Source organism: Phytobacter sp. RSE-02 (assembly GCF_040578655.1).
GTDB lineage: Bacteria > Pseudomonadota > Gammaproteobacteria > Enterobacterales > Enterobacteriaceae > Phytobacter > Phytobacter diazotrophicus.
The window spans coordinates 93,204-112,944 of sequence record NZ_JBEULY010000001.1; the positions used below are offsets into that span (position 1 = coordinate 93,204).

The 19,741-nt window shown below is 54.7% G+C and carries 18 protein-coding genes; 14 read left to right on the forward strand and 4 right to left on the reverse strand.

The genetic code is table 11. The features are described 5' to 3' along the window. The first annotated feature begins 283 nt into the window (after positions 1 to 283). From rodZ to ABU190_RS00445, 7 genes are all read left to right on the forward strand, one after another. Positions 284 to 1,297, forward strand: coding sequence for a cytoskeleton protein RodZ (gene rodZ / locus ABU190_RS00415; protein WP_125124074.1), 1,014 nt, complete (start codon positions 284 to 286; stop codon positions 1,295 to 1,297). 26 nt (positions 1,298 to 1,323) lie between these two features. Next, complete coding sequence (gene ispG, locus ABU190_RS00420) at positions 1,324 to 2,442, forward strand: flavodoxin-dependent (E)-4-hydroxy-3-methylbut-2-enyl-diphosphate synthase (RefSeq protein ID WP_039079668.1); 1,119 nt, start codon at positions 1,324 to 1,326, stop codon at positions 2,440 to 2,442. A 92-nt stretch (positions 2,443 to 2,534) separates the two neighbouring features. Further along, on the forward strand, positions 2,535 to 3,809 hold the full coding sequence (gene hisS / locus ABU190_RS00425) for a histidine--tRNA ligase (protein ID WP_039079790.1): 1,275 nt from the start codon (positions 2,535 to 2,537) through the stop codon (positions 3,807 to 3,809). 36 nt (positions 3,810 to 3,845) lie between these two features. Beyond that, positions 3,846 to 4,466: a YfgM family protein gene (locus ABU190_RS00430; RefSeq protein WP_193794089.1), complete on the forward strand. Its 621-nt coding sequence runs from the start codon at positions 3,846 to 3,848 to the stop codon at positions 4,464 to 4,466. Positions 4,467 to 4,476: 10 nt separating this feature from the next. After that, positions 4,477 to 5,655, forward strand: a complete 1,179-nt coding sequence (bamB, locus tag ABU190_RS00435) for an outer membrane protein assembly factor BamB (RefSeq protein WP_193794088.1) — start codon at positions 4,477 to 4,479, stop codon at positions 5,653 to 5,655. Between the two features lie 122 nt (positions 5,656 to 5,777). Then, positions 5,778 to 7,259 carry a ribosome biogenesis GTPase Der gene (gene der, locus ABU190_RS00440; protein ID WP_193794087.1) on the forward strand — a complete coding sequence of 494 codons (1,482 nt, stop codon included), beginning with the start codon at positions 5,778 to 5,780 and terminating at the stop codon, positions 7,257 to 7,259. Between the two features lie 55 nt (positions 7,260 to 7,314). Continuing rightward, a complete protein-coding gene (locus tag ABU190_RS00445; RefSeq protein WP_071193419.1) occupies positions 7,315 to 7,536 on the forward strand; it encodes a zinc ribbon domain-containing protein in 222 nt (73 codons plus the stop codon). Here ABU190_RS00445 and ABU190_RS00450 read toward each other — a convergent pair. Beyond that, the gene (locus ABU190_RS00450; RefSeq protein ID WP_039079673.1) at positions 7,533 to 7,883 is read right to left on the reverse strand and encodes a protealysin inhibitor emfourin; all 351 of its coding nucleotides are present in this window, start codon (positions 7,881 to 7,883) and stop codon (positions 7,533 to 7,535) included. The genes ABU190_RS00445 and ABU190_RS00450 overlap by 4 nt on opposite strands. Continuing rightward, positions 7,883 to 8,908 carry a M4 family metallopeptidase gene (locus tag ABU190_RS00455; RefSeq protein ID WP_354690080.1) on the reverse strand — a complete coding sequence of 342 codons (1,026 nt, stop codon included), beginning with the start codon at positions 8,906 to 8,908 and terminating at the stop codon, positions 7,883 to 7,885. The genes ABU190_RS00450 and ABU190_RS00455 overlap by 1 nt, the downstream gene beginning before the upstream one ends. Before the next feature lie 127 nt (positions 8,909 to 9,035). Between ABU190_RS00455 and ABU190_RS00460 the strand changes: the two genes are divergently transcribed. Next, on the forward strand, positions 9,036 to 10,169 hold the full coding sequence (locus ABU190_RS00460) for an MFS transporter (RefSeq protein WP_354690081.1): 1,134 nt from the start codon (positions 9,036 to 9,038) through the stop codon (positions 10,167 to 10,169). Between the two features lies 1 nt (position 10,170). Here the strand turns inward: ABU190_RS00460 and xseA are convergent, their stop codons facing one another. After that, positions 10,171 to 11,553 (reverse strand): exodeoxyribonuclease VII large subunit, encoded by a 1,383-nt coding sequence (gene xseA, locus ABU190_RS00465; protein ID WP_354690082.1) that lies wholly within the window; start codon positions 11,551 to 11,553, stop codon positions 10,171 to 10,173. 159 nt (positions 11,554 to 11,712) lie between these two features. Here xseA and guaB point away from each other — a divergent pair, with 159 nt between their 5' ends. The 6 genes from guaB (at position 11,713) to ABU190_RS00495 (ending at position 19,448) form a co-directional block, all read left to right on the forward strand. Then, entirely contained in the window at positions 11,713 to 13,179 is a 1,467-nt protein-coding gene (guaB, locus tag ABU190_RS00470) for an IMP dehydrogenase (protein WP_354690083.1), read from the forward strand. A 62-nt stretch (positions 13,180 to 13,241) separates the two neighbouring features. Continuing rightward, the gene (gene guaA / locus ABU190_RS00475; protein WP_039079792.1) at positions 13,242 to 14,819 is read left to right on the forward strand and encodes a glutamine-hydrolyzing GMP synthase; all 1,578 of its coding nucleotides are present in this window, start codon (positions 13,242 to 13,244) and stop codon (positions 14,817 to 14,819) included. Between the two features lie 202 nt (positions 14,820 to 15,021). After that, a complete protein-coding gene (locus ABU190_RS00480; protein ID WP_143348886.1) occupies positions 15,022 to 15,654 on the forward strand; it encodes a hypothetical protein in 633 nt (210 codons plus the stop codon). 267 nt (positions 15,655 to 15,921) lie between these two features. Further along, positions 15,922 to 17,904: a tetratricopeptide repeat protein gene (locus tag ABU190_RS00485; protein ID WP_354690084.1), complete on the forward strand. Its 1,983-nt coding sequence runs from the start codon at positions 15,922 to 15,924 to the stop codon at positions 17,902 to 17,904. Positions 17,905 to 17,942: 38 nt separating this feature from the next. Next, positions 17,943 to 18,749, forward strand: coding sequence for an AraC family transcriptional regulator (locus tag ABU190_RS00490; protein ID WP_071193414.1), 807 nt, complete (start codon positions 17,943 to 17,945; stop codon positions 18,747 to 18,749). Positions 18,750 to 18,797: 48 nt separating this feature from the next. After that, the gene (locus tag ABU190_RS00495) at positions 18,798 to 19,448 is read left to right on the forward strand and encodes a LysE family transporter (RefSeq protein WP_354690085.1); all 651 of its coding nucleotides are present in this window, start codon (positions 18,798 to 18,800) and stop codon (positions 19,446 to 19,448) included. A gap of 40 nt (positions 19,449 to 19,488) precedes the next feature. On the opposite strand, the gene ABU190_RS00500 is transcribed toward ABU190_RS00495, so the two are convergent. After that, a complete protein-coding gene (locus tag ABU190_RS00500) occupies positions 19,489 to 19,680 on the reverse strand; it encodes a YfgG family protein (RefSeq protein WP_064572410.1) in 192 nt (63 codons plus the stop codon). Positions 19,681 to 19,741: the final 61 nt, after the last annotated feature.

The window sequence follows — 19,741 nt, forward strand, 5'->3', positions numbered from 1 at the left end:
GTCGCGGCAGGCTTCTGTGTCGCGACGCATAAATATGCTGATTTAATCGCCTGATTATAGTTGTGCAATCAATAATTACTGTGCGTTTCTCTCGACTTTAAGGCAGTATGTAGCGATGGAACAACAGCTTAGCAAAAGTACGAAAAGCTGTTCTGTTATGACCGGCCTGACAGTCTTATACTGTCGGTCTAAATTTAACTGACCCTGACATTTCGCGGCGCGCCCAGGCAATGCTTACTACGCGCCTGAATCTTAAATTTTCACGTACCAGCAGTTGTAGCGAATGAATACTGAAGCCACTCACGACCAAAACGAAGCACAAACCACGGGCGTTCGTCTGCGCAATGCCCGTGAACAACTCGGACTTAGCCAGCAGGCGGTAGCTGAGCGCCTCTGTCTCAAAGTTTCCACGGTACGCGATATTGAAGACGATAAGGCTCCTGCCGAATTGGCTTCAACATTCCTGCGTGGTTACATCCGCTCGTATGCGCGTTTGGTGCATATCCCGGAAGAAGAATTGCTGCCGATGATTGAGAAACAGGCTCCGATTCGGGCGGCGAAAGTCGCGCCGATGCAGACCTTTTCTCTGGGTAAACGTCGTAAAAAACGTGACGGCTGGTTAATGAGCTTTACCTGGCTGGTGCTGTTTGTGGTTGTTGGCCTGACGGGCGCATGGTGGTGGCAAAACCACAAAGCGCAGCAGCAAGAGATCACCACAATGGCCGATCAGTCATCTGCAGAGCTGAACGCCAGTGGTAGCAGCGAAGGGCAGAACGTTCCGCTGAATAACGATGCAGTCAGCACTGCGCCAGAAACACCAAATACGACGGCTGCGACTACGCCAGTTGAGCCAACGGCGCCGACAACAGCAGCGCCTGCAACGGCCGCGCAAACGCCTGCGGCAACCGCGCATTCCAACGCCGTTGTCTCGCCTTCTCAGGCACCTGTTACTCAATCCCCTGCCGCTCAGCCATCGGCTAACGCGAATAACGCGCCACTGCCGACTGACCAGGCGGGTGTCGCCTCTCCGGACGCCGCACATGCGCTGGTCATGAACTTCAACGCCGACTGCTGGTTAGAAGTGAGCGATGCAAGCGGTAAAAAATTATTCAGCGGCATCCAGCGTAAAGACGCGACGCTGAATTTGACCGGCCAGGCGCCTTACAAGCTCAAAATCGGTGCACCTGCTGCGGTACAGATTCAATATCAGGGTAAACCTGTCGATCTGAGCCGCTTTATCAGAACTAACCAGGTTGCACGCCTGACCCTCAATGCCGAACAATCAGCAGTACAGTAACAGACGGGCAACGCGGGAGATTTTTCATGCATAACCAGGCTCCGATTCAACGTCGGAAATCGAAACGGATTTACGTTGGTAATGTGCCGATTGGCGATGGCGCCCCCATCGCCGTGCAGTCAATGACAAACACCCGCACCACTGACGTGGACGCGACGGTTGCGCAGATTAAAGCGCTTGAGCGCGTTGGCGCTGACATAGTTCGTGTTTCCGTTCCTACCATGGACGCGGCAGAAGCCTTCAAACTGATTAAGCAACAGGTGAGCGTACCGCTGGTCGCGGATATTCACTTTGACTACCGCATTGCGCTGAAAGTCGCGGAATACGGCGTCGATTGTCTGCGTATCAACCCAGGCAATATCGGTAATGAAGAACGTATTCGCATGGTTGTTGACTGTGCGCGCGACAAAAATATCCCTATCCGTATTGGCGTTAACGCCGGATCGCTGGAAAAGGATCTGCAGGAAAAATATGGTGAGCCCACGCCGCAAGCGCTGCTGGAATCTGCCATGCGCCATGTCGATCACCTCGACAGACTCAATTTCGATCAATTCAAAGTCAGCGTAAAAGCCTCCGATGTATTCCTGGCGGTGGAGTCATACCGTCTGCTGGCAAAACAGATCGATCAACCGTTACACCTTGGCATCACCGAAGCGGGCGGGGCGCGCAGTGGCGCGGTCAAGTCAGCGATCGGCCTGGGCTTACTGCTGTCAGAAGGGATCGGCGATACACTGCGTGTCTCGCTGGCGGCGGATCCGGTTGAAGAGATCAAAGTTGGCTTCGATATCCTGAAATCACTGCGCATCCGTTCGCGTGGCATCAACTTTATCGCCTGTCCTACCTGCTCACGTCAGGAGTTTGACGTGATCGGCACCGTAAATGCCCTTGAACAGCGCCTGGAAGATATCATCACGCCGATGGATGTTTCTATCATCGGTTGCGTGGTGAACGGCCCTGGCGAAGCGCTGGTTTCTACGCTTGGCGTGACCGGTGGCAACAAGAAAAGCGGCCTTTACGAAGATGGCGTACGCAAGGACAGACTGGATAACGACGATATGATTACCCAGCTTGAAGCCCGCATCCGTGCGAAAGCATCAATCCTGGATGAAGCTAATCGTATTGCTGTGCAACAGGTAGAAAAATAACGTGATGGGAAGCGGCTGGCTTCCCGTGTATGATGAACCCGCAAGGCGCAAGCCCTGAGGGTTCATTTTTTGTATTCAAAAAGAGAATAAACGTGGCAAAGAATATTCAAGCCATTCGCGGCATGAACGATTATCTGCCTGGCGAAACCGCCATCTGGCAGCGCATTGAAGGCACACTCAAAAACGTGCTCGGCAGCTACGGTTACAATGAAATCCGTTTGCCGATTGTAGAGCAGACCCCGTTATTCAAACGCGCGATCGGTGAAGTTACCGACGTGGTTGAAAAAGAGATGTACACCTTTGACGATCGCAACGGCGATAGCCTGACGCTGCGTCCAGAAGGTACAGCGGGCTGTGTACGCGCCGGCATCGAGCATGGTCTTCTGTACAATCAGGAACAGCGCCTGTGGTATGTCGGTCCGATGTTCCGCTATGAGCGCCCACAAAAAGGTCGCTACCGCCAGTTCCATCAGTTGGGTGTCGAAGTGTTTGGCCTGCAGGGCCCGGACATTGATGCCGAACTGATTATGCTCACTGCACGCTGGTGGCGTGCGCTGGGTATCTTCGATCACGTTAGCCTCGAACTGAACTCTATTGGCTCGCTGGAAGCACGTGCAAACTATCGCGATGCGCTGGTGGCGTTTCTTGAGCAGCATAAAGAGCAACTGGACGAAGACTGCAAACGCCGTATGTACAGCAATCCGCTGCGCGTACTGGATTCCAAAAACCCAGACATTCAGGCGCTTCTGAACGCGGCGCCAGCCCTGGGCGATTATCTGGATGAAGAGTCTCGTGAACACTTCGCGGGCCTGTGCAAACTGCTGGAAGCTGCGGGTATTGCCTACACGGTCAACCAGCGTCTGGTGCGCGGTCTTGATTATTACAACCGCACCGTTTTCGAGTGGGTGACCACCAGCCTGGGTTCCCAGGGAACGGTCTGTGCAGGTGGTCGTTACGACGGTCTGGTCGAGCAGCTTGGCGGGCGCGCAACGCCGGCGGTTGGCTTCGCGATGGGTCTTGAACGACTTGTTTTGTTGGTTCAGGCAGTTAATCCGGAATTTAAAGCAGAATCCGTTGTCGATATATACCTGGTAGCGTCAGGCGAAAACGTACAGTCCGCTGCAATGCAACTGGCTGAACAGGTACGCGATGCGTTACCTGACGTTAAGCTCATGACGAACCACGGCGGCGGTAATTTCAAAAAGCAATTTGCCCGTGCCGATAAGTGGGGCGCTAAGCTCGCATTGGTGCTGGGTGAGTCTGAAATCGCTGACGGTAACGTTGTAGTGAAGGATTTACGCTCTGGTGAGCAAAATACGGTAACGCAGGACAGCGTTGCGGCGCATTTGCGCACACTACTGGGCTAATCTCCCCGGTGAATTATCGTTAAGGAGAAGGACTGCGTGGAAATTTACGAGAACGACAACGAACAGGTAGACGCGCTCAAACGCTTTTTTGCTGAAAACGGCAAAGCGCTGGCTGTTGGTGTCATTTTAGGTATTGGTGCGTTAGTTGGCTGGCGCTACTGGACAAGCCACCAAACCGAAACAGCGAGATCGGCTTCACAAGGCTATGAAAACGCCATTACCGCGATTCGTGCTGATAAACCTGAAACGCTGACGGCGGCGGAGAAATTCGCGGCTGAGAATAAGAATACCTATGGCGCGCTGGCATCACTGGAACTGGCACAGCAGTATGTTCAACGCGATGAGCTGGAAAAGGCTTCCGCGCAACTGCAACAAGGTCTTGCCGCCACCAGCGATGACAACCTTAAGGGCATGATTAATATTCGTCTCGCCCGTATTCAGGTGCAGCTTAAGCAGCAAGATGCTGCGCTGAAAACGCTTGATAGCGTGAAAGGCGACGGCTGGGCGGCCATAGTTGCCGACCTGCGTGGCGAAGCGCTGCTTAGCAAAGGCGACAAACAAGGTGCACGCACCGCCTGGGAAAATGGCGTTAAAAACAACGCATCCCCGGCGCTGAGTGAAATGATGCAGATGAAAATCAACAATTTGTCCATCTAAGAGGGACCCGATGCAATTGCGTAAATTACTTCTGCCAGGACTGCTGTCCGTCACCTTACTGAGCGGTTGTTCCCTGTTTAACAGCGAAGAAGACGTTGTCAAAATGTCCCCTCTGCCGACGGTGACTAACCAGTTTAACCCGTCTACCGCGTGGAGTACCTCCGTGGGCAGCGGTATTGGCGATTTTCATTCTAATTTGCATCCGGCGCTGGACAGTGGCGTGGTCTACGCTGCTGACCGTCGCGGTACGGTAAAAGCGGTTAGTGCGAGTGACGGCAAAGAAGTCTGGTCCGTTAACCTGGCAGAAAAATCTGGCTGGTTCTCCAGCAGCCCGGCGCTGTTGTCCGGTGGTGTGACCGTCGCAGGCGGCCATGTCTACGTGGGCAGCGAAAAAGCGAAGGTCTATGCGCTGAATACGAACGACGGTTCCCAGGCATGGAAAACCAACGTTGCCGGTGAAGCGTTATCCCGCCCTGTTGTCAGCGACGGCCTGGTGCTGATTCATACCAGTAACGGCCAGTTGCAGGCGCTTAATGAGAGCGACGGTGCGGTGAAATGGACGGTTAACCTTGATATGCCGTCGCTGTCCCTGCGTGGTGAATCCGCACCGGCTACTGCCTACGGCGCAGCCATTGTGGGCGGCGACAACGGTCGCGTAAGCGCCGTGTTGATGCAGCAGGGCCAGATGATTTGGCAGCAGCGTATTTCTCAGGCAACGGGTCCGACTGAAATCGACCGTCTGAGCGATGTCGATACAACGCCGGTGATTGTAAACGGCGTGGTTTATGCGCTGGCTTACAACGGTAACCTGACGGCGCTGGATTTGCGTAGCGGCCAGATCATGTGGAAACGTGAACTGGGTTCAGTGAGCAATTTCATTGTCGATGGTAACCGCATCTACATGATTGACCAGAATGACCGCGTTCTGGCGCTGACCACCGACGGTGGTGTGACGCTGTGGACACAAAGCGATCTTCTGCACCGTAACCTTACCGCTCCGGCGTTGTATAATGGTTACATCGTGACCGGTGACAGCGAAGGCTATATGCACTGGATTAACGTCGAAGACGGGCGTTTTGTCGCGCAGCAGAAAGTGGACGGCTCCGGTTTCCTGACCGATCCTGTTGCTGCGGAAGGCAAACTGCTTATCCAGGCTAAAGACGGTACGCTGTACGCCATCACGCGTTAATCGCGCGGAGGTGGTCGTTCGTCAGAAGACGGCTCCTGTTGCAGGGGCCGTTTTACTGTTTTTAAAACGTCGCCAGCGTTGCGACGTTTTGATTTTGAATTCTAAGTAATGAGGCTTTAAACATGATACCTGTGGTCGCGCTGGTCGGGCGCCCTAACGTTGGAAAATCCACGCTTTTTAACCGTTTAACACGCACCCGTGATGCGCTGGTAGCGGATTTTCCGGGGCTGACCCGTGACCGTAAGTACGGTCGTGCTGAAGTCGAAGGTCGTGAATTTATCTGTATCGATACGGGCGGTATTGATGGTACGGAAGATGGCGTAGAAACACGTATGGCGGAGCAGTCGCTGCTGGCGATTGAAGAAGCCGATGTGGTGCTGTTTATGGTGGATGCGCGCGCCGGGCTGATGCCGGCTGACGAAGCCATTGCCAAACACCTGCGCTCGCGTGAAAAACCGACATTCCTCGTCGCGAACAAAACGGACGGTCTGGATCCGGATCAGGCGGTTGTCGACTTCTACTCGCTTGGCCTGGGTGAGATTCACCCGATTGCCGCCTCGCATGGCCGTGGTGTTGTCAGCCTGCTGGAACACGTTCTGCTGCCGTGGATGGATGAAATCGATCCGCCGGAAGAGCTGGATGAGGACGCTGCCTACTGGGCGCAGTTCGACGACGGTAAAGATGAAGACGGCGAAGAGGAAGAGCCGGAAGACGACTTCAACCCGCAGGACCTGCCTATCAAGCTGGCGATCGTCGGGCGTCCTAATGTCGGTAAGTCCACACTGACTAACCGTATCCTCGGGGAAGAGCGTGTTGTGGTTTATGACATGCCGGGCACCACGCGTGACAGTATTTATATCCCGATGGAGCGTGATGGACGCGAGTATGTTCTGATCGACACCGCGGGCGTGCGTAAGCGCGGCAAAATCACCGATGCGGTGGAAAAATTCTCGGTAATCAAAACGCTGCAGGCGATTGAAGACGCTAACGTCGTGATGTTGGTTATTGATGCCCGTGAAGGTATCTCTGACCAGGACCTCTCACTGCTTGGCTTCATCCTCAATAGTGGGCGCTCACTGGTTATCGTGGTCAACAAATGGGATGGCCTCAGCCAGGAAGTGAAAGAGCAGGTCAAAGAGACGCTGGACTTCCGTCTGGGCTTTATCGACTTTGCTCGCGTGCACTTCATCTCCGCACTGCATGGCAGCGGCGTAGGTAATCTGTTTGAATCCGTGCGTGAAGCCTATGACAGCTCGACCCGTCGCCAGAGCACCGCGATGCTGACCCGTATCATGAATATGGCGTCCGAAGATCACCAGCCGCCGTTGGTTCGTGGTCGTCGCGTGAAGTTGAAATACGCGCATGCCGGTGGTTATAACCCGCCGATTGTGGTGATTCACGGCAACCAGGTAAAAGACCTGCCGGACTCCTACAAGCGTTATCTGATGAACTACTTCCGTAAATCGCTGGATGTGATGGGCACACCTATCCGTATTCAGTTTAAGGAAGGGGAAAACCCGTATGCAGATAAACGTAATACGCTGACGCCAAACCAGATGCGTAAACGTAAGCGCTTGATTAAGCATATCAAGAAAAGTAAGTAAGGTCGGAAACACCGGTGGCATTATCGCCACCGGTTGACATTCTGGGAGGATATTTATGGATCTTAAATGCCCAACCTGCCACAACCCGCTGGAATTGATTGGCACACATGGTCACTGTCATGGCTGTGATAAAGATTACGCACTCAACGCGTTATGCCCGGAGTGCCAGCAGCCGCTGGACGTGCTCAAAGCCTGCGGAGCGGTGGACTATTTCTGCCAGCAGGGCCATGGCCTGATCTCCAAAAAGCGGGTGGTCTTCGCCCTGCAGGACGCTTAATCACAGACGCCGCTTTCGCCCTTTTTCCACAAATCCACCAGCGAGGGCGGTGCCTCCTGTTCCGGCACCAGCAAGATGATATCGGTATAGTGCGCCTGGTTGTGGTGGGTCCAGATTATCTGAATGCGGAAATAACGCTGGTCGCCGCGCCCCGGAGAGTCCGTCTGCCCCGGCGGAAAGCCACGAGGCAGTGCTTGCTGCAACACATCAATCACCCGCGCTCGCTGCTCTGGTGTGAGAGCGGAAAGGGCGATTCTGCGCAGGCCGCTCAACTGTGGGATAAACGCCACCCCCCCTTCGCGGGCAAGCTCAATGACCGCGTCCTCAGTGAGCTCGGGAATATTCATCACAGCACCCCTGTCTCAATCCAGGCCTGTTTAATGGCTTCTGCGGTCTCTTTTCCCGACCGTTTTTCGCCGTGGGCGACGGTCAGACGGGCAAACGCCGCAAAATCCGCGTTCTGCGCCAGCGCCCGATCGCAGACGGTGTCATACCACGCGTAGCCTGCTTTCTCCCAGGCGTGGCCGCCGAGCGCGGTGGCGGCGAGATAGAACGCACGGTTAGGGATGCCGGAGTTAAGATGCACGCCGCCATTATCCTCGCGGGTTTTTATAAAGTCCTTCATATGCGCGGGCTGGGGGTCTTTGCCAAGCAGCGGGTCGTCATAGGCGGTGCCAGGTTCTGCCATAGAGCGCAATCCCTTACCGTTGATGCCTGCGACCAACAGCCCTTCACCAATAAGCCAGTCCGCTTCTTGTGCGGTTTGTTTATGCAGATATTGTTTCACTAGCGAGCCGAAGACATCGGATAACGATTCATTAAGCGCTCCGGACTGTTCGAAATAAATCAGCCCGGCTTCGGTCTCCGTTACGCCGTGGCTAAGTTCGTGGGCGACAATATCCGGCGCGATAGTGAAACGGTTAAAGATCTCGCCGTCGCCATCGCCAAATACCATCTGCTGACCGTTCCAGAACGCATTCTGGTATTCACGTCCATAGTGAACGGTACCGATAAGCGTCAGGCCCTTATTATCCAGTGAATCGCGATGATAAAATTTCCAGAAAAAATCGTGCGTCACACCCAGATATACCCATGCTTCATCTACGGCGATATCGCCATTTGATGACTGCCCCTCGAAGCGCACCTGCGTGCCAGGCAGCTCCTGAGTCTGTTTCGCATCGTAAATGTCCCGCTGCAACTGGCCCGCTTTCGCGACATGCGGCGCGGCAGGTTTGCCCGGCATATGCGCCATGAGCGTCTGGACATGGGTTAGGGTCTGGCGGGCGCACTTTTGCTGTACGTCGGAGCCGTTATCAATAATGCGGCGCAGGATGTAGGGCGGGATAACACTGTGAAGTCGTGTCGCTGTCATGCTGCTCTCCTGATGGTTGGCAAGGCTGACTACAAGTTTATGTGACATTCGGCTTTTTTACCCCTTACGCGGCAAAACTGTCGGTTTCGACCATCATTAACTGCTCAATCAGAAAAGAGGGCCGGGTGTGGCTAAAACGATTTCACCACTTGCGTTAACCGGGTTTTTGCTCATCGCCGTGACGTATGGCATGGCGCGTTTTGCCTGGGGGCTGATGCTGCCATCGGTAGGGCAGGATATTGCGCTGAGCCCACGGTCGGCGGGTGTTATCGCAGCCTGTAGCTATATCGCCTACTGTTTTTCTTCGCTCTGGGCCGCCCCGGTAACCGGGCGTTACGGCGCCCGTACCACCGCGATCGTCTCGGCACTCTGCGCTGCGCTTGGGCTACTGATCCTGGCGTTGTCTTCGGGTGTACTACACCTTGCGCTGGGGCTGTTTATCGCCGGTCTGAGTTCGGGACTGGCATCGCCGTCACTGGCTGCGGCGGTCAGCCAGGCGGTGGCAGAGCGTCGGCAGTCCACCACTAACACCTTTATCAATGCCGGTACTGGCGGCGGCATTATCCTTTCCGTACCGGTACTGCTTTTTATCCCCTTTGGGTGGCGTGGAGCCTGCGTAGCTTTCGCGGTGCTTGCTCTGCTTTGCCTGCTTCCGGTGATGCGCTATTTGCCCGCCGCCCGAGCGCCGGGGGTTAAAAATGAACAATTCTGGCGGCAGGTCTTACAGTGCCAGGCACTGCGGCGGCTGGCGCTGATTGCGTTTATCTGTGGGATAGCGAGTGCGGCGTGGTGGAACTTTGGGCCCGATATTTTGCAAAAACATCTGCACCTTGAAAAAGAGACCACTAGCATGTTGTGGCTGGTGAGCGGCGGGGCGGGAATTGCTGGCGTCTTTACTGGCGCGCTGGCCGCCCGGACAGGCTGGAACCCGGTTTACTGGCTGTCGCTGCTTTTTATGGCCGCGCCGCTGGTGCTACTGGCGGTAAGTCATGGTTATAGCGGGTGGCTTATTCCGGCGGCGGCCCTCTGTGGCGTGGGTTATATCACGCTTTCCGGCGTGCTGCTGGTGTGCGGTGCGTCCGCAACGGCAAATGCTCCCGCCGCCGGCGTAGGCATCGTCTTTTTTATGCTGGCGGTGGGGCAGGTGGCGGGGGCGATAATTTTTGGGCAACTCTATGCATTACTGGGGGCGGCCTGGTCGCTTTTAATTTTTGCCGGACTGGCGTTTTTTGTTATGTTGCTGACCCCGACGAAGCCGTGAATTAGTCTGCGTTGCGGGGTTTAGACGCCCGCGTTTTTTTCACAGGCTGGACGCTTTTCACTTCACTTTCTATCCAGCCATCGGCGAGGCGGGTGGTAAGCGTATCGCCCGTTTTGACCTGTTTCGCCTGTTTCAGCACCTTGCCATCGGCGGCCGTGGTGACGCTATACCCGCGTGCCAGCGTCGATAACGGGCTGACCGCCTCCAGGTGCGTCACCGCCTTGCCGAAACGCTCTCGCGTTACGCTTAACTGTGCGCGCAGGCTTTCCGCCAGCCGGTATTCCAGTTGCTGAATACGCGTCTGCGCACGCCAGATCCGCGGCTGCGGGTTTTGCTGATTCAGACGCTGGGCGACGCGGCGTTGTCGCTGGCTAGCCTGTTTAAGCTGGCTATCCAGGGCGACACGCATCCGCTGGCGGAGTTTTTCCAGCACGGTTTGCTGACGGGCGAGGCGCAACTGCGGATGCTGCTGTTGCAGCCTGTGATTAAGTTGGGTAAAGCGTCGGGTGCGGTTAGCAATGAAAAAGTCCATCGCCATCTCAAGACGTTGTTGAGCAGACTGGATCTGGCGCAGCAGTTCCGTCTGGTTGCGACTGACGATTTCCGCGGCGGCAGAGGGGGTAGGGGCGCGTAAATCCGCCACAAAATCCGCAATGGTCACATCGGTTTCGTGGCCGACGGCGCTGACCACCGGAATGCGGCTGGCAAAAATGGCGCGCGCCACGCGTTCGTCGTTAAAGCTCCATAAATCTTCCAGCGAGCCACCGCCACGGCCAACAATCAGCACATCACATTCCTGACGCGCGTTCGCCAGTTCAATGGCGCGCACAATCTGCCCCGGCGCATCGTCACCTTGTACCGCCGTGGGGTAAATGACCACCGGCAGAGAAGGATCGCGTCGCCTCAGGACGTGAAGAATGTCATGCAGCGCTGCGCCGGTTTTCGAGGTGATAACGCCAATACAGTGGGCCGGTGCGGGGAGCGGTTGTTTGAACTGCTGATCGAAAAGCCCTTCCGCTGACAGCGCCGCTTTCAGTTGCTCATATTTCTGCTGCAGCAACCCTTCACCGGCGGGCTGCATGCTTTCAACGATTATCTGGTAATCGCCGCGCGGGTCATAGAGCGTGACGGAGGCGCGCACCAGTACCTGTTGGCCATGCTGCGGGCGGAACGTTACGCGACGGTTGCTGTTACGGAACATCGCACCGCGAACCTGCGCCGTGTCGTCTTTAAGCGTGAAATACCAGTGACCAGAGGCAGGCTGTGTGAAATTGGAGATTTCACCCGTTATCCAGACCTGGCCCATTTCGCGTTCCAGCAGGCTACGTACTGTTTGATTCAGGCGAGTAACGGTAAAAATTGCGGGGCTTTGAAGAGATGACATGTGAGCTAGATCAAATTCTAAATCAGCAGGTTATTCAGTCGATAGTAACCCGCTCAGAGATGAGTGCAAGTATTTTTAGCAAAAAAATGTGGAAGCAATCGGTTACGCTCTGTATAATGCCACGGCAATATTTAACCACCCAGGTCAGAGATATTGCCCATGCTACGTATCGCTAAAGAAGCCCTGACGTTTGACGACGTCCTCCTCGTTCCCGCTCACTCCACCGTTCTGCCGAATACTGCCGATTTGAGCACTCAGCTCACTAAGACCATTCGTCTGAATATTCCGATGCTCTCCGCAGCAATGGACACCGTTACGGAAGCGCGCCTGGCAATTGCCCTGGCACAGGAAGGCGGCATTGGCTTTATTCATAAAAACATGTCCATCGAACGCCAGGCTGAAGAAGTTCGCCGTGTTAAAAAACACGAGTCCGGCGTGGTTAAAGACCCTCAGACCGTTCTGCCAACCACTACCCTGCGCGAAGTGAAAGAACTGACCGAGCGTAACGGTTTTGCCGGTTACCCGGTGGTTGCCGAAGACAATTCACTGGTGGGTATCATTACCGGTCGTGACGTTCGCTTTGTCACCGACCTGAACCAGCCTGTTAGCGTATACATGACGCCGAAAGAGCGTCTGGTCACCGTTCGCGAAGGCGAAGCGCGTGAAGTTGTATTCGCGAAAATGCACGAAAAACGCGTTGAGAAAGCGCTGGTTGTCGACGATAAATTCCGTCTGCTCGGTATGATCACCGTGAAAGACTTCCAGAAAGCGGAACGTAAACCGAACGCCTGTAAGGACGAGCAAGGCCGTCTGCGTGTCGGTGCGGCGGTTGGCGCAGGTGCGGGCAACGAAGAGCGTGTTGATGTGCTGGTTGCGGCGGGCGTTGACGTTCTGCTGATTGACTCCTCTCATGGCCATTCCGAAGGCGTTCTGCAGCGTATTCGTGAAACCCGTGCCAAATATCCGGATCTGCAAATCATTGGCGGTAACGTAGCGACGGGCGCAGGCGCACGTGCGCTGGCTGAAGCCGGTTGCAGCGCAGTGAAAGTCGGTATCGGCCCTGGCTCTATCTGTACCACCCGTATCGTGACCGGCGTGGGTGTTCCGCAGATCACGGCTGTATCCGACGCGGTTGAAGCGCTGGAAGGCACCGGTATTCCGGTTATCGCTGACGGTGGTATCCGCTTCTCTGGCGACATCGCCAAAGCGATTGCCGCTGGCGCGGCAGCGGTGATGGTCGGCTCTATGCTGGCAGGCACCGAAGAGTCCCCGGGCGAAATCGAACTCTACCAGGGCCGTTCTTACAAATCTTATCGCGGGATGGGTTCTCTGGGCGCGATGTCCAAAGGCTCCTCTGACCGTTACTTCCAGACGGATAATGCCGCTGACAAACTGGTGCCGGAAGGTATTGAAGGTCGCGTGGCGTATAAAGGCCGCCTGAAAGAGATCATTCACCAGCAAATGGGCGGCCTGCGTTCCTGTATGGGGCTGACCGGCTGTGGTACCATCGACCTGCTGCGCACTAAAGCGGAATTCGTGCGTATCAGCGGTGCGGGCATCCAGGAAAGCCACGTCCATGATGTGACCATCACCAAGGAATCCCCGAACTACCGTATGGGCTCCTGATATTTTCCACGCCCGGCTAAATGCCGGGCGATTTTGTTTCACTTGCCTCGGAATTAGCGTCAATGACGGAAAACATTCATAAACATCGCATCCTTATCCTCGATTTCGGTTCTCAGTACACGCAACTTGTTGCCCGCCGCGTGCGTGAGCTTGGTGTCTACTGTGAACTGTGGGCATGGGATGTCACCGAAGCGCAGATTCGTGAATTTAACCCAAGCGGTATCATTCTTTCCGGTGGCCCGGAAAGTACCACTGAAGATAACAGCCCGCGCGCACCGCAGTACGTGTTCGAAGCTGGCGTGCCGGTATTTGGCGTGTGCTATGGCATGCAGACCATGGCGATGCAGTTGGGCGGCCATGTCGAAGCGTCCAGCGAGCGCGAATTCGGCTATGCACAGGTGGAAGTTCTGACCGACAGCGCCCTGATTCGTGGTATTGAAGATTCCCTGACCGCAGACGGCAAACCGTTGCTGGATGTGTGGATGAGCCATGGCGATAAAGTGACGGCTATCCCGTCTGACTTTGTTACCGTTGCCAGCACCGAAACCTGTCCGTTCGCCATTATGGCTAACGAAGAAAAACGCTTCTACGGCGTACAGTTCCATCCGGAAGTGACCCATACCCGTCAGGGCCTGCGCATGCTGGAGCGTTTCGTTATCGATATCTGCCAGTGTGAAGCCCTGTGGACCCCGGCGAAAATTATCGACGACGCTATCGAACGCATCCGCGCGCAGGTTGGCGACGACAAAGTGATCCTCGGCCTGTCCGGCGGCGTTGACTCCTCCGTGACGGCGATGCTGCTGCACCGTGCAATCGGTAAAAACCTGACCTGCGTGTTCGTCGATAACGGTCTGCTGCGTCTGAATGAAGCTGAGCAGGTAATGGATATGTTCGGCGACCACTTCGGCCTGAACATTGTTCACGTGGAAGGCGAATCACGCTTCCTGAGTGAACTGGCGGGCGAGAACGATCCGGAAGCCAAACGCAAAATCATTGGTCGCGTATTCGTTGAAATCTTCGACGAAGAAGCCCTGAAACTTGAAGACGTGAAATGGCTGGCGCAGGGCACAATTTACCCTGACGTGATCGAATCTGCCGCATCGGCGACCGGTAAAGCGCACGTGATTAAGTCTCACCACAACGTGGGCGGCCTGCCGAAAGAGATGAAGATGGGCCTCGTTGAACCGCTGCGTGAGCTGTTCAAAGACGAAGTGCGTAAGATCGGCCTGGAGCTGGGTCTGCCGTACGACATGCTTTACCGTCACCCGTTCCCGGGGCCAGGCCTTGGCGTTCGCGTTCTGGGCGAAGTGAAGAAAGAGTACTGCGACCTGCTGCGTCGTGCCGATGCCATCTTTATTGAAGAGCTGCGTAAAGCTGACCTTTACAACAAAGTTAGCCAGGCCTTTACCGTCTTCCTGCCGGTCCGCTCGGTTGGTGTGATGGGCGATGGCCGTAAGTACGACTGGGTTGTCTCTCTGCGTGCCGTTGAAACCATCGACTTTATGACCGCGCACTGGGCACACCTGCCGTACGACTTCCTCGGCCGCGTTTCCAACCGCATCATCAACGAAGTGAATGGCATCTCCCGCGTGGTGTATGACATCAGCGGTAAACCGCCTGCTACGATTGAGTGGGAATAAAATCCCCTCTATATCGATGATAAGCAGTGCCCTAAAGCCCGCTTTCCAGAGCGGGTTTTTTAATATTTTCCTTTAGTCAGCTTATTTATCTTTTTATCGAAATAATGCTTATAACCATAAAATCTAAATAGTTATTTTGGGTGAGTTGGTTAAACTTCTGTCAGTGTCGTAGTTGTAACCTACTCAATTAATGAAGGAAAATATGAAAAAGATCCTGGTGGTATGCGGAATGTTTTGTTTATCCGGTGCAGTGCATGCCGAGATGATTTCCAGCGATGCTATTGGTAATGATCCTGCAAAGGTAAAGCTTTGTGCTGCTCGAGCTAAAGCAAAGCCCGTTCCCTTTGAAATTGATTCACGCTATGTCGATATTTCTCGTTCTCAACACCCGGATTCAACATTTATCGCCATAGATGGTAGCAGTCCGCAGCTTATTGAATGTTTCTTACGTGAGGGGACAGGAAGATTTGAACCAAATTCAATGACTCCTGAACAGAAGTTCTGGCATCTGGCGGGTCTACAACAAGAAGGCATCGCCACAAGTACCTCTGATGGTATGGCGATCGCGACACGTCGCTGTCTTGATGCTGTTCCTGAAAAAATTAATCGTCCAGGTTTTGACCACGGCGTGATTACAAGTAGTGTTATTGCAGTCAAACAAGGTGCGCCTTCTTATTCTGTTGGAACAAATATTGGCGGTATAAAAGCACAACGCCACGATGCAGTGGTGACGGGACATGCGTTTTATAAATCTTCCGGACCTGATTTGGAAACAGTCAACTTTACATGTTTGCTTTCTCCTTCGGCAGATCTGAAGGCAATTCAATTCAAATAACGCGAATGTTGTATCGTACGTAATAAGGCCCTCGTAAGATGGCCTTTTATTTTTTGGATAGGCTGACCCCACCATTCCAGGCATTAGACGGGGCGGGCATTTTATGCCAACCTTCTGGCTGAGTGTTCTTTGTATGCCCTGGATTTGCTCATCGACGCTTTATCTTCATTGCGCTTGCGGCCTCATTGGATACGAGGAATGCGAGCGAAGGGCGAATCATCATCGGAACACGGACTTCGGCCCCTCTCACTTGCCACGATGCTCACTATGTTTAAAAAACTTCTCAGCGCCCTTAGTGGCAAAAAAGAACAGACCCCAGGCCCTGTGGAATCGGAACATACGCAGCCAGAACACGCCCCGGTTCCAAATGAAGAGATGATCGTGGCGTATGACGCCAACGGGCGAGAAATGCATATCGCCCGCAGCGACTGGCGAAATAATGTTTTCCTGCCCGGCCTTGAACAAAAGTGGAATAACGTGGCGGAACTTTATGATGCGATCCTGGGAGGCCTGAACGATGGTTTTGCCGCCGATCTCATTCCTGCCGCCGCGCGCCTGGTAGAGATTGATGACGATCCCGAACGCAGCCATACCATTCAGAGCATTGTGCTGATGGAAAATAAACGGCTGGTTGAGGCCGAAAACACATTGCAGGCCGGTATAGCGAAAGTCGGGGCCACGGGAATTTTGCTGACCAATCTGGCAAAAGTTTTCTCTCACAAGGGTGACGATGCCCGTGCTGATGAGCTGCTCTGGCAGGCTATCGAAGCCGATCCAAATCTGGATAACGGCTTGCTCTGGTGGGCGAGTATTAAGCAGGAACGTGAAGGGGAAGCGGGATATGTCGCGGGACTACGTACCGTCGCGGCGCTGCCCGGCTCCTGGCGCGCGCAACTCTGGCTGGCGCGCTATCACCTGGAACATAACAATGTAGCGGCCGCCCGGGCACTATATGACGAAGTTCTCGCCGGTGGGAGATATGACGGCAGTTCGCTGATGATGATCTCCGGCGATCTGGGCAGAAATGGCGAGATTGCGCTGCTTGTTGAACTTATAGCTCCCGTGTATGACGAGCAGCGCCACGATCCGATGGCCGGTATTAACCTGCTGCGAGCTTATCAGGAACTGGGTAACCCCGACGAAGGGGAAAAGCTGTTGAGCCGAATGTATGCGCTGGACTACCCACCGCTTAAACAGTATCTGGATGAGTCCGCCCGCGCCTTTCAGAAAATGCGCGAGCAGCACGCCCAGGGCACACCCACCGACCCTGGCGATGTGGAAATCAATACGCTTGCCCTTACGCAGCCTGTCTGGCAGTACGGACTGTGTAATGCCGACTGGCTTTTCGGGCAGAAACCGCAAGAGGCAAACACGGTCGGTTTCTTTGTGCTGAGTAAAATCGACGATGACCCGACACCTTCCGAATCGCAGCGTGAGGATGACCTGGGGCGCCTTACCCGTGCAATCCCACTGTATCTTGCCGAGGCAACCCACTACTGGAGTGATTATGCCGCCCGTTGTTACGTGCAGGTCGCCGCGGGCATCGGGCCGGTTGTTTCAACCCATGCATTTGATGGCAACGAGCTGTTCGACCTTGTCCCGCCAGAAATGAAATACTTTGTGACCGGGGAGATAGGTTGCTCAGGAGAAGGGGAACAGCGCCAGTGGCAGCTCAGGCTCAGCCTTTGGGATTGTACCCAACGAACCCAATGCGGTACTGAGAGCAGCACGGTAGCGCAGTCTGAGCTGGGAGCGCTGGTGCTTGAGCTGGAGCAGCGCCTGCTGGCAAAAGTGGGAGCGGTGAACCCTCAGCCGCTGGATGCGTTCTATGCGCGACCCTCTGTTGATGCGATGGATATCTATCTTGGTGAACTGGGCCAGGCCTTTATGTTAACGCTGGTGGCTAACCAGCAGGTGCCGCGTTCAGCCGTATGGGGTGAGCGGACAATGCTGGAATGGCCGCTCAACATGGCGTTGCAGTGGCCGCAGGCGGAAGTGCCGAAGCTGATGTACTTCTCCGGGCTGGGGAAAGCTTTTGATTATCAATCGGAGGTGCTGGGCGAATATAAAAAGCGTACGCTGGAACTGTTGCGCACCGCCACGCAGGAAAACAGCCCGGCGGCACAGCTTGCTCCCCTGGTCTGGAAAATATTTGGCATGCAGGATGAATTCAGCGCCGGGCAGCAAAATATGCCAGCGCACGCCAGCCCGGCTTATGCTGAGTGGCTCACGCGCGTTGCCGAAAAGTAGCCGTTCGAAGTCTGGAATCATGTGAGGAGGAGGGAGAGATGACAACGCGGAACATTGAACAACGCTTCTGGCGCTCTCCGCTTGTGCCGTGGGTCGAATGGCGTTCTACCGTACAAAGTACGCAGGCCTATAAACTGCACCAGCACCCTCAGTTGTCTATTGGCGCGATTATCGACGGCGAGACCGTCACGCGTTGCAGTGGTCATGAATATCACCTCTCTCAGGGCGATATGGTGCTGATAGCGCCCCGTGAAGCGCACAGTTGCAACCCGGCAGCCGAACGTCCACGTAGCTATCACATGTTGTACCTTGATGAGGCGTGGTGCCTGCAACAGTTGGGGTTCGCGCCAGGGGAGCATCTTCACTGCGCACAAACGGTGTTACGCAATCCTTCATTCTTCACCGCCTTTATGCACATTATCTCCCTGATGGAAGATAACCAGACTGGGGAATTACAGGAGGCGGTACGTGCGCTGCTTGTCAGCCTGCCCGGCCTGCAAACTGCGGTGAAACCGGCTGAATTCTGCAACCATATGCAGACGACGCTACTGGCCGATATTCAGCAGCCCCCGTCGCTGGATTGTCTGGCACAGCGGTACACGTTGCGTAAAGAGACGCTGATTCGCCAGTTCAAGCTGGCGACAGGGCTGACGCCAGGAGCCTGGATCAATAATGCCCGTGTGGAATTTGCTAAAGCACAGTTGCGGGCGGGCAGTGATATCGCCGATGCGGGTTATCAAAGCGGTTTTGCCGATCAAAGCCATTTTCACCGCACGTTCGTCAGTTTTACCTCTTCCACGCCCCGCCAGTATGCGCAGGGGCGATCAATATCAGACAATAATTAAGTCTGACAACGCCATAAAGTGACCTCGTCTTTTACTTATGAGGTTGCTATGTCTTTGTTACCCGAATTTATTCCCGCCGCGTTTCCACTGCTTGCGCTTTCACACTTTGTGGCGCTGGTCAGTCCTGGCCCTGATTTCTTCCTGTTGGCCGGTTACGCCATCCGTTATCGCCTGCGGGGCAGCGCCGGAATTGGACCGGGGATCGCGCTGGGAAACGCGTTTTATATTGTGCTGGCAATGTGTGGCTGGCGGCTATTACAGGATTACGGGCTGCTGTTTCGTCTGATTGAAATTGCTGGCGCGCTCTATTTAATCTGGATTGGCGGGCATCTGTTGCGCAGCCGTAAACAGGTGCTGGCGCTCAACGCCACCCGGATGGATTGCCCGTCGTGGCGAAAACAGTTTCTACTAGGGCTGGGGTCCGCGTTACTTAATCCCAAAAATGCGCTTTTTTATCTGGCACTGATGACCTCGATCCTTGGCGCGGACGTCACATTTGCACAGCAGATCTTTTCCGGCGCATGGATGAGCCTGGCGGTACTGGCGTGGAATCTTGCCATCGCGACATTGATCGGATTATCCGCCATACAGATACGTCTCACAGCCTGGGTGCATATTATTGAGCGCATAGCCGGAGCTGTCCTCGCCGGATTTGGCGTGGCGATGATCCTGACGATGGTGCGTCATGCGTTGATGTGACAAAGCCCACGTAAAGACGTGTACAAATAAAAACAGTGCGTTAGCGTTGCGCGGAGGAATCGATAGGTTGGCTTACTTGCTGAGACTGGAGTTTATCCTGATGATGATACCAGGCACCAATTGAGGAATAGATAAAACGACCAAAGAAAAAGATAAAGCTGATTAGCAGTACGATACGGGTCATGCGACTGTCAAATCGATGGCGTTTTCGCATAGGGGTTGCCTGACTCACAAAAGGTTCCTTAAGGTTTACCCCATAAAAAGGGCGACCTTGACATTAAGGCACAGAGTGC

Coding starts and splice junctions, on each gene's coding strand:
- rodZ (WP_125124074.1), top strand. CDS start 284: ATGAATACTGAAGCCACTCACGACCAAAACGAAGCACAAACCACGGGC.
- ispG (WP_039079668.1), top strand. CDS start 1,324: ATGCATAACCAGGCTCCGATTCAACGTCGGAAATCGAAACGGATTTAC.
- bamB (WP_193794088.1), top strand. CDS start 4,477: ATGCAATTGCGTAAATTACTTCTGCCAGGACTGCTGTCCGTCACCTTA.
- der (WP_193794087.1), top strand. CDS start 5,778: ATGATACCTGTGGTCGCGCTGGTCGGGCGCCCTAACGTTGGAAAATCC.
- ABU190_RS00445 (WP_071193419.1), top strand. CDS start 7,315: ATGGATCTTAAATGCCCAACCTGCCACAACCCGCTGGAATTGATTGGC.
- ABU190_RS00450 (WP_039079673.1), bottom strand. CDS start 7,883: ATGAATATTCCCGAGCTCACTGAGGACGCGGTCATTGAGCTTGCCCGC.
- ABU190_RS00455 (WP_354690080.1), bottom strand. CDS start 8,908: ATGACAGCGACACGACTTCACAGTGTTATCCCGCCCTACATCCTGCGC.
- xseA (WP_354690082.1), bottom strand. CDS start 11,553: ATGTCATCTCTTCAAAGCCCCGCAATTTTTACCGTTACTCGCCTGAAT.
- guaB (WP_354690083.1), top strand. CDS start 11,713: ATGCTACGTATCGCTAAAGAAGCCCTGACGTTTGACGACGTCCTCCTC.
- guaA (WP_039079792.1), top strand. CDS start 13,242: ATGACGGAAAACATTCATAAACATCGCATCCTTATCCTCGATTTCGGT.
- ABU190_RS00480 (WP_143348886.1), top strand. CDS start 15,022: ATGAAAAAGATCCTGGTGGTATGCGGAATGTTTTGTTTATCCGGTGCA.
- ABU190_RS00485 (WP_354690084.1), top strand. CDS start 15,922: ATGTTTAAAAAACTTCTCAGCGCCCTTAGTGGCAAAAAAGAACAGACC.
- ABU190_RS00490 (WP_071193414.1), top strand. CDS start 17,943: ATGACAACGCGGAACATTGAACAACGCTTCTGGCGCTCTCCGCTTGTG.
- ABU190_RS00495 (WP_354690085.1), top strand. CDS start 18,798: ATGTCTTTGTTACCCGAATTTATTCCCGCCGCGTTTCCACTGCTTGCG.